The organism is Bradyrhizobium sp. P2_E8 (assembly GCF_056403875.1).
Genome location: NZ_JBFUES010000246.1, coordinates 1 through 8,342 on the forward strand (window position 1 = coordinate 1; position 8,342 = coordinate 8,342).

At 62.2% G+C, this 8,342-nt stretch carries 10 protein-coding genes; all 10 read left to right on the forward strand.

Annotated features, from left to right (window positions below; genetic code table 11):
* On the forward strand, positions 1-423 hold a 423-nt coding region (locus tag AC1D00_RS15820), incomplete at its 5' end, for an ATPase, T2SS/T4P/T4SS family (protein WP_477011318.1).
* Between the two features lies 1 nt (position 424).
* Entirely contained in the window at positions 425-748 is a 324-nt protein-coding gene (locus AC1D00_RS15825; RefSeq protein ID WP_219685390.1) for a TrbC/VirB2 family type IV secretion system protein, read from the forward strand.
* Complete coding sequence (locus AC1D00_RS15830; protein WP_477011319.1) at positions 748-1,011, forward strand: VirB3 family type IV secretion system protein; 264 nt, start codon at positions 748-750, stop codon at positions 1,009-1,011. Before AC1D00_RS15825 ends, AC1D00_RS15830 begins: the two co-directional genes overlap by 1 nt.
* A 10-nt stretch (positions 1,012-1,021) precedes the next feature.
* Positions 1,022-3,463 carry a conjugal transfer protein TrbE gene (trbE, locus tag AC1D00_RS15835; RefSeq protein WP_477011320.1) on the forward strand — a complete coding sequence of 814 codons (2,442 nt, stop codon included), beginning with the start codon at positions 1,022-1,024 and terminating at the stop codon, positions 3,461-3,463.
* Complete coding sequence (gene trbJ, locus AC1D00_RS15840) at positions 3,460-4,191, forward strand: P-type conjugative transfer protein TrbJ (RefSeq protein ID WP_477011321.1); 732 nt, start codon at positions 3,460-3,462, stop codon at positions 4,189-4,191. Before trbE ends, trbJ begins: the two co-directional genes overlap by 4 nt.
* Positions 4,191-4,547 (forward strand): putative entry exclusion protein TrbK-alt, encoded by a 357-nt coding sequence (gene trbK-alt / locus AC1D00_RS15845; protein ID WP_477011322.1) that lies wholly within the window; start codon positions 4,191-4,193, stop codon positions 4,545-4,547. The genes trbJ and trbK-alt overlap by 1 nt, the downstream gene beginning before the upstream one ends.
* On the forward strand, positions 4,544-5,773 hold the full coding sequence (trbL, locus tag AC1D00_RS15850; RefSeq protein ID WP_477011323.1) for a P-type conjugative transfer protein TrbL: 1,230 nt from the start codon (positions 4,544-4,546) through the stop codon (positions 5,771-5,773). Before trbK-alt ends, trbL begins: the two co-directional genes overlap by 4 nt.
* Before the next feature lie 102 nt (positions 5,774-5,875).
* On the forward strand, positions 5,876-6,559 hold the full coding sequence (gene trbF, locus AC1D00_RS15855) for a conjugal transfer protein TrbF (protein ID WP_477011324.1): 684 nt from the start codon (positions 5,876-5,878) through the stop codon (positions 6,557-6,559).
* 74 nt (positions 6,560-6,633) lie between these two features.
* On the forward strand, positions 6,634-7,590 hold the full coding sequence (gene trbG, locus AC1D00_RS15860) for a P-type conjugative transfer protein TrbG (protein WP_477011326.1): 957 nt from the start codon (positions 6,634-6,636) through the stop codon (positions 7,588-7,590).
* A partial coding sequence (locus tag AC1D00_RS15865; RefSeq protein WP_477011325.1) for a TraB/TrbI/VirB10 family type IV secretion system protein occupies positions 7,587-8,342 on the forward strand: 756 nt, incomplete at its 3' end. The genes trbG and AC1D00_RS15865, both read left to right, overlap by 4 nt.

Sequence of the window (8,342 nt, forward strand, 5' to 3'; positions counted from 1 at the left end):
GTCCTGATCGAAGATACGCGCGAACTTCAATGCAAGGCGCCCAACCTTGTAGCATTGCGGACCAAAGATGGCGTGGCGACGCTATCGGATCTCGTTCGGTCCTCGCTGCGACTGCGTCCCGATCGTATCCCGGTTGGCGAGGTCCGCGGTGCGGAGGCACTCGATCTGCTCAAAGCTTGGGGCACCGGTCATCCTGGCGGCATCGGCACGATTCAYGCGGGCACCGCGCTCGGTGCCTTGCGGCGGCTTGAGCAGCTCATCCAGGAAGCCGTCATGACGGTTCCGCGTGCCCTGATCGCCGAGACCATCAACCTCGTCGCCGTCCTTGCAGGGCGCGGCGCCGACCGTCGTCTCTCCGAGCTCGCCATCGTCTCGGGGCTTGGAGCCGCCGGTGACTACAGCCTTTCATCAGCAGGAGACTGACATGCGTCTGCAATTTCGCTTTTTTCGTGGGGCATCGTTGGCGGCTTTCGGCGCGGTGCTCTTGGCAGCACCGCCGGCATGGGCCGCCGGCTCGAACATGCCGTGGGAGCAACCGCTCAATCAGATCCTGCAGTCGGTCGAGGGGCCGGTCGCCAAGATCATCGCCGTCATCATCATCGTCGTCACCGGGCTTACCCTCGCGTTCGGGGACTCGTCGGGTGGCTTCCGCAGGCTGATCCAGATCGTATTCGGTCTGTCGATCGCGTTCGCCGCCTCGAGCTTCTTCCTGTCGTTCTTCTCCTTCGGCGGCGGCGTGGTGATCTGATGGACGAGCCGGTCACAGGCTTTGTCGTGCCCGTTCATCGCGCGCTCACCGATCCGATCCTGATGGGCGGTGCGCCGCGGGCGGTCGCGATCGTCAACGGCACACTGGCGGCAGCCCTTGGACTTGGACTGCGGCTCTGGATCGCAGGTCTTGTCCTCTGGTTCATCGGTCACATGGCCGCCGTCTGGGCTGCCAGGCGCGATCCCGCGTTTGTGGATGTGGTGCGCCGGCATCTGCGCATTCCCGGTCATCTCAACCTCTGAGCTCTCGATCATGATGAACCTTGCCGAATATCGCCATTCCAATGCGCGCCTTGCCGACTTCCTGCCTTGGGCAGCCCTCGTCGACGAGGGCATCATCCTGAACAAGGACGGCTCGTTCCAGCGGACCGCGAAGTTCCGCGGACCCGACCTCGACAGTGCGGTGCCGGCTGAGCTTGTCGGTGTCGCAGGTCGTCTGAACAACGCGCTTCGCCGCCTGGGATCTGGCTGGGCCGTGTTCGTTGAGGCGCAGCGCCATTTTGCCGGTAGTTATCCTCCGAGCACATTTCCGGACGTCGCATCTGCATTGGTCGACGCCGAGCGCAGGGCGCAGTTCGAGGAGGCCGGTGCGCACTATGAGTCCAGCTATTTCCTGACCTTCCTTTATCTTCCACCGGAGGAGGGCGCAGCCAAGGCCGAGCGACTGCTCTATGAAGGGCGCGATCGCACTGTTGGCGCAGACGCACGCGAGGTGCTCCGCGGGTTTATCGACCAAACCAGCCGCGTGCTCGGGCTTCTCGAAGGGTTCATGCCAGAATGCGCCTGGCTCGATGATCAGGCCATTCTGACCTATCTGCACTCGACGATTTCGACCAAGCGACATCGCGTTCGCGTGCCTGAAATTCCCATGTACATCGATGCGTTGTTGGCCGACCAGCCGCTAACCGGCGGGCTCGAGCCGATGCTGGGCTCAGCCAATCTGCGGGTTCTGACCATCGTTGGCTTTCCGGGCGCGACGACACCGGGAATTCTGGACGACCTCAATCGCCTGCCATTCTCGTACCGCTGGTCGACCCGGGCGATCATGCTCGACAAGACGGATGCCACCAAGCTGCTGATCAAAATCCGCCGGCAGTGGTTCGCCAAGCGAAAGTCGGTTGGGGCCATTCTCAAGGAGGTCATGACCAACGAGGCATCGGCGCTGCTCGATACCGACGCTCACAACAAGGCGCTCGACGCCGACGCCGCCCTGCAGGAACTGGGTTCGGATCAGATCGGGCAAGCCTTTGTCACCGCGACCATCACCGTCTGGGACGGTGATGCCAACGCTGCTGATGAAAAGCTGCGCCTAGTCGAAAAGGTCATTCAGGGCCACGATTTCACCTGCATGATCGAGACGGTGAACGCCGTCGAAGCCTGGCTCGGCAGTCTACCCGGGCACGTTTACGCCAATGTGCGGCAGCCGCCGGTCTCGACCCTCAACCTCGCCCATATGATTCCGATGTCGGCTGTATGGGCGGGCGAGGCGCGGGATCTGCATTTTGGCGCTCCGCCGCTGCTGTTCGGCAAGACCGAGGGATCAACCCCGTTCCGGTTTTCGCTTCACGTCGGTGACGTCGGCCACACCCTGGTGGTGGGGCCGACAGGTGCGGGCAAGTCGGTCCTGCTGGCGCTGATGGCAATGCAGTTCCGCCGCTACCCGAACTCCCAAGTGTTTGCGTTCGACTTTGGCGGTTCGATTCGGGCGGCCGCGCTCGCCATGGGGGGCGATTGGCATGATCTCGGTGGTGCCTTATCTGACGGAGGCGATCAACCCGTCGCGTTGCAGCCGCTGGCCTGGATCGACGACCCTTCCGAGCGCGGATGGGCCACCGAATGGGTCGGTGCAATCCTGGCACGGGAAAAGGTCGAGATCACCCCGGAGGTCAAGGACCATCTGTGGTCGGCGCTGACATCTCTCGCGTCAGCGCCGAGGGAGGAACGTACGCTTACGGGGCTGTCGGTCCTCTTGCAATCAAACGCCCTGAAACGCGCTCTGCAACCCTATTGCCTTGGCGGTTCGTCCGGACGCCTGCTTGATGCTGAATTCGAGCGCCTTGGGGAATCATCCGTCCAGGCGTTCGAGACCGAAGGGTTGATCGGCACGAGCGCGGCCCCGGCCGTCCTCGCGTACCTCTTCCATCGTATTGGGGACCGTCTCGACGGCCGTCCCACGCTTCTCATTGTCGATGAAGGCTGGCTTGCCCTCGACGATGACGATTTCGCCGGCCAGCTCCGGGAATGGCTGAAGACGCTTCGCAAGAAGAACGCCTCCGTCGTCTTTGCCACCCAATCGCTTTCGGACATCGACGGCTCGGCGATTGCCCCCGCGATCATCGAGAGCTGCCCAACTCGCTTGTTGCTGCCGAACGAACGGGCGATCGAACCGCAGATCACCGCCATCTACCGCCGCTTCGGACTCAACGACCGCCAGATCGAGCTTCTGAGCCGGGCAACGCCCAAGCGTGACTACTACTGCCAATCTCGCCGCGGCAACCGGATGTTCGAACTCGGGCTTGGCGAGGTGGCGCTCGCCTTCACCGCAGCCTCATCCAAGACCGATCAGGCTGCCATCGCCCAGCTCCTCGCCGAACATGGACCTGACGGGTTCGTGCCGGCCTGGCTTCAGCACCGCGGCGTTGCCTGGGCCACGGACCTGATTCCCGGTCTCATCAATCTGGAGAAGTCGCAATGAGACGCCTTGGTCTATTTGCCGCGGCCAGCACGATCGCCCTGACGCTTTGCGTCACGGTGCCGGCACGAGCGCAATGGATCGTCTTCGATCCCAACAACTACGTCCAGAACGTGCTGACCGCCGCACGCGAGCTGCAGCAGATCAGCAATCAGATCACCTCGTTGCAGAACGAAGCGCAGATGCTGATCAACCAGGCCAGGAATCTGGCAAGCCTGCCGTATTCCTCGCTCCAGCAACTGCAATCTTCGATCCAGCGGACCCAGCAATTGTTGGCGCAGGCTCAAAGGATTGCCTTTGACGTCCAGCAGATCGACCGCGCGTTCTCGACCAGCTATGCGCCGGCGACCGGCAGCCAGTCCAACCAGCTGCTGATCAGCAACGCTCAGTCGCGCTGGCAAAACTCGGTCGCAGCGTTGCAGGACGCGCTCCGGGTCCAGGCTGGCGTTGTGGACAACCTCGATACCAATCGCGTCCAGACGTCGGCGCTCGTGACGTCGAGCCAGGGTGCCAGCGGCGCGCTGCAGGCAACCCAGGCCGGCAATCAGATCCTCGCGCTTCAGGCGCAGCAACTCGCCGATCTCACCGCCACTGTCGCGGCACAGGGCAGGGCACAGAGCCTTGAAGCGGCGCAGCGAGCGGCAGCCCAAGACCAGGGACGCGAACAGCTCCGGCGATTTCTGACGCCAGGGCAGGGCTACCAATCCCAGGACGTGCGGATGTTCCACTGATGACTGATACAGGCCCATTCAAAGCGCTATCGCTACTCGTGTCGGTCGGGGTGCTGGTCGTCGCAGGCTGCGCGATCCAGCTTCGTGGCGGAGGAAATACCTCTGCACCGCCAACGGCAGAGCAGACCAAAGACGTCGACCGTTCCGAGCTTGCGCGCTGCCGCACTGTCTCCTCCGAAGATGCAGTTGACTATCAGCATTGCCAGAAAATCTGGGCCGAAAATCGCCGTCGCTTCTTTCTCAGTCGGGACGGTTCTGCCGCTGCGGAAACCGGCGTGACACCCGCGCCAAAAGATCAGAGCCGGATGCCGCAGGGATATCCGTCCGCCGCGGTGCCCGAGGAGGATAAGCCATGACCGGCACCGGCATCATCGACCAGTTCCTTGAGACATTCACCCGCTACATCGACAACGGCTTCGGGATCTTGGGTGGCGAGGTCGGGTATCTTGCGACAACGCTTGCCGCCATCGACATCACGCTTGCCGCGTTATTCTGGAGTTGGGGCACGGACGAGGACATCATCGCGCGTCTCGTCAAGAAAACGCTCTTCGTTGGCGTCTTTGCGTATCTGATTGGCAATTGGAACAACCTCGCAAGGATCGTCTTCGAGAGCTTTGCCGGGCTTGGTTTGAAAGCGTCCGGTTCAAGCCTCTCCGCATCAGACTTCCTGCGACCGGGAAAGATCGCTCAGGTCGGGCTCGATGCTGGAAGGCCGATGCTCGATTCGATCTCTAACCTGATGGGCTACATCAGCTTCTTCGAGAATTTCGTTCAGATCGTTGTTCTCTTGTTCGCATGGGTCGTGGTGCTGCTCGCCTTCTTTATTTTAGCGATCCAGCTCTTTGTCACGCTGATCGAGTTCAAGCTGACGACGCTGGCCGGCTTCGTGCTCATACCGTTTGGCCTGTTTGGCAAGACGGCCTCCACGGCGGAGCGGGTCCTCGGCAACGTCATATCGTCCGGGATCAAGGTCTTGGTCCTGGCCGTCATCGTCGGCATCGGCTCAACCCTGTTCTCACAGTTCACGGCGGGATTTGGCGGCGCGCAGCCTACAATTGAAGATGCTATGACCCTGGTGCTCGCGTCGCTCTCCTTGCTGGGTCTCGGGATCTTCGGTCCGGGAATCGCAAACGGCCTGGTGTCAGGCGGACCGCAACTCGGCGCCGGCGCCGCGATCGGGACGGGTCTTGCTGCCGGTGGCGTGGTTGCGGCAGGTGCCGGTCTTGCCGCCGGTGGCGCTGGTCTCGCTGGTGGTGCGCTCGCGGGCGCGGGGCGCGGTGGGGCCGCCATCGTGAGCGGCACATCCGCGGCGTATCGAAGCGGCGGCGTTGCGGGCGTCGCGGAGGCGGGTGGCTCGGCTGTGTTGAGCCCTTTACGTCGAGCCGCGGCCGCATTCGCCGGCAGCGGGCAAGCGGGTGAGCCCGCTGCGAGTACGTCCACAGGGGGGCAACCCGATTGGGCGCGGCGCATGAAGCGCGCCCAGACCGTTCGGCATGGCGCGTCCGCGGCCGGCCATGCCGTTCGTTCTGGTGACCATGGCGGGAGCGGCGCTTCCGTCAACCTTTCCGAGGGAGACCGCTGACACGGCCGAGCGTCGCTTTCAACACCTGCCGCGGGCAAGAACGCCGCAACCCAGACGCCGCACGACTTCAAACCGGACCACTCGATCTCAGGGGCAATAATCATGTTCAAACGACCTTCCGTTCATTACGGGCGCATGCCCGAACCGGTCACACCCTACCAAAAGGCAGCGCAGGTATGGGACGAACGCATTGGATCGGCACGCGTGCAAGCCAAGAACTGGCGCTTGATGGCGTTCGGTTGCCTGATGCTGTCGGCAGGTCTCGCCGGGGGACTCGTTTGGCAATCGAGCCAAGGATCGATTGCGCCATGGGTGGTCGAGGTCGATCGTCTCGGCCAGGCCCAAAGGGTCGCCCCGGCCAACATCGACTATCAACCCACCGATGCTCAGATCGCCTACCACTTGGCGCGGTTTATCGAAGACGTCAGAGGCCTGCCGGCCGACAGCATCGTGCTGCGTCAGAATTGGCTTCGGGCCTATGATCTTACGACCGATCGCGGCGCGACCGCACTCAACGACTATGCACGCAACAACGATCCGTTTGCCAAGTTAGGTAAGGCGCAGATCTCAGTCGAGGTCTCGAGCGTTATCCGCGCGTCGTCGGAGAGCTTTCGAATCGCGTGGATCCAACGCATTTACGACAACGGCTCGTTGAGTTCGACCGAGCGCTGGACCGCGATTCTCACGATCGTCATCGAGACGCCGCGCGATGCCGAACGCTTGCGCAAGAATCCCCTTGGCGTCTACGTCCGCGCCATCAACTGGTCAAAGGAGTTGGGTCAGTGACCAAGACGACGCCTGACGCTTATGCGAAGTTTCCCCTCACACATCGTAGGTTCAAGCCGACCTGGTCCGAATTTGTGACCTTGAAGCGAACGCTCCTGTCCGCTGTTCTGCTTTGTACTTCGGCTCTCGGTGGGTGYGCGACCTACATTCCGCCGGAGATTAGCTATGACAAGGAGGTTCCGCCGTTGCCGGTGCCTCCAGTGGCTCTCGACGACAGACAGCAGCCGCTTCATGTTCCTCCGCTTTGGAAACCAGTTCTTGGCGGCAATTCGCGGAGCAAGGAAGACGCTGAACCTGTGACCCGGGTTGAGACAGCAAACAGTGCGGCGCGCGTCGAACCGCGCAAGAAGGGATATTTCAACGCGGCGCAAATCTACGCTTACAGCCCCGGGGCGCTCTACCAGGTGTACGCCGCGCCCGGCCAGATCACTGATATTGCGCTCGAAGAGGGAGAGATGTTGACGGGATCAGGACCCATCGCGGCCGGAGACACCGTGCGCTGGGTTGTGGGCGATACCGAGAGCGGCAGTGGTGGCACGCGGCGCGTCCACATCCTCGTGAAGCCGACCCGCCCGTCGATCGAGACCAACCTCGTCGTCAACACGGACCGGCGCACCTACCTGATCGAACTCCGCTCTCGAGAGCGGCCATACATGCCATCCGTTGCCTGGTATTATCCGGAAACGGTTCGCGAACGATCGCAATCGGTCAAGCTGAGACCCTTTCTTCCCGAACCGGCCCAGCGTGTCTTTCGTTACGCGATCGAAGGGGACACGCCAGCCTGGCGGCCGCTTGCCGCGTATGATGACGGCCGCAAGGTCTATGTCGAATTCCCGCAAGGGATCGTCCAAGGCGAGATGCCGCCGCTCTTCGTCATCGGCCCCGACGGCAAGACCCAACTCGTCAACTATCGCGCCTACGGCAATGTGTTGATCGTAGATCGCCTATTTGCGGCCGCAGAACTGCGGCTCGGTGGTGAGCACCAGCAGACGGTCAGAATTGTCCGGACTGACGGGAGGCCKTCGTCATGAGTACCCCGAATGGAAACGATCACGAGCAGGCGATACCGCGGCAAACACAGGACGAGCAGTCCAGGAACTTCCGCTTAAGAGCGGAGCATCCGCGCGTGACACGGTTGTCGAGAAAGATTCTTGCGGGAGGAAGCGCGGCTGCCTTGCTTGTCATCGGGGGAGCTGTGTTGTGGTCGTTGCAGAGCAATCRCTCTCGAAACCAGGTGGCCGATGAGCTCTATAGCACCGACCATCATAATGTCGCCGACGGCATCACGACGCTGCCGAAGGATTACGCAGGTGTTCCCCGCCAAGCCATCCCGCAGCTCGGTCCGCCGCTCCCTGGAGACCTTGGCCGACCGATCCTTGCTGCACAGGGCCTGTCGCCAACGATCGGCGGCACGGCTCCAGATGCTGAACAGCAACGCCGGGATCAGGAAACCGAAGCAGCCCGACTAAGCCATTTGTTCGCTTCGACCAATGGGAGAGAAGTGCGTCCGCCTGCTGCCGCGGCTCAGGGGAGCGACCGCAATGCTCCATCGACCTCGACCACCAATAACGACGAAGGATCCGCACAGAGTAGTCAGGACAAGAAGCTCGCCTTCGTCAATGCATCCGTGGATCGACGCACCCTAAGCCCTGACCGCGTCACCAGGTCGGCCTCACCGTATATCGTGCAGGCTGGAACTATCATTTCAGGCGCTCTGGTCACCGGAATCCGATCAGACCTTCCAGGCCAGATCACAGCGCAGGTTACGGAGAACGTTTACGAC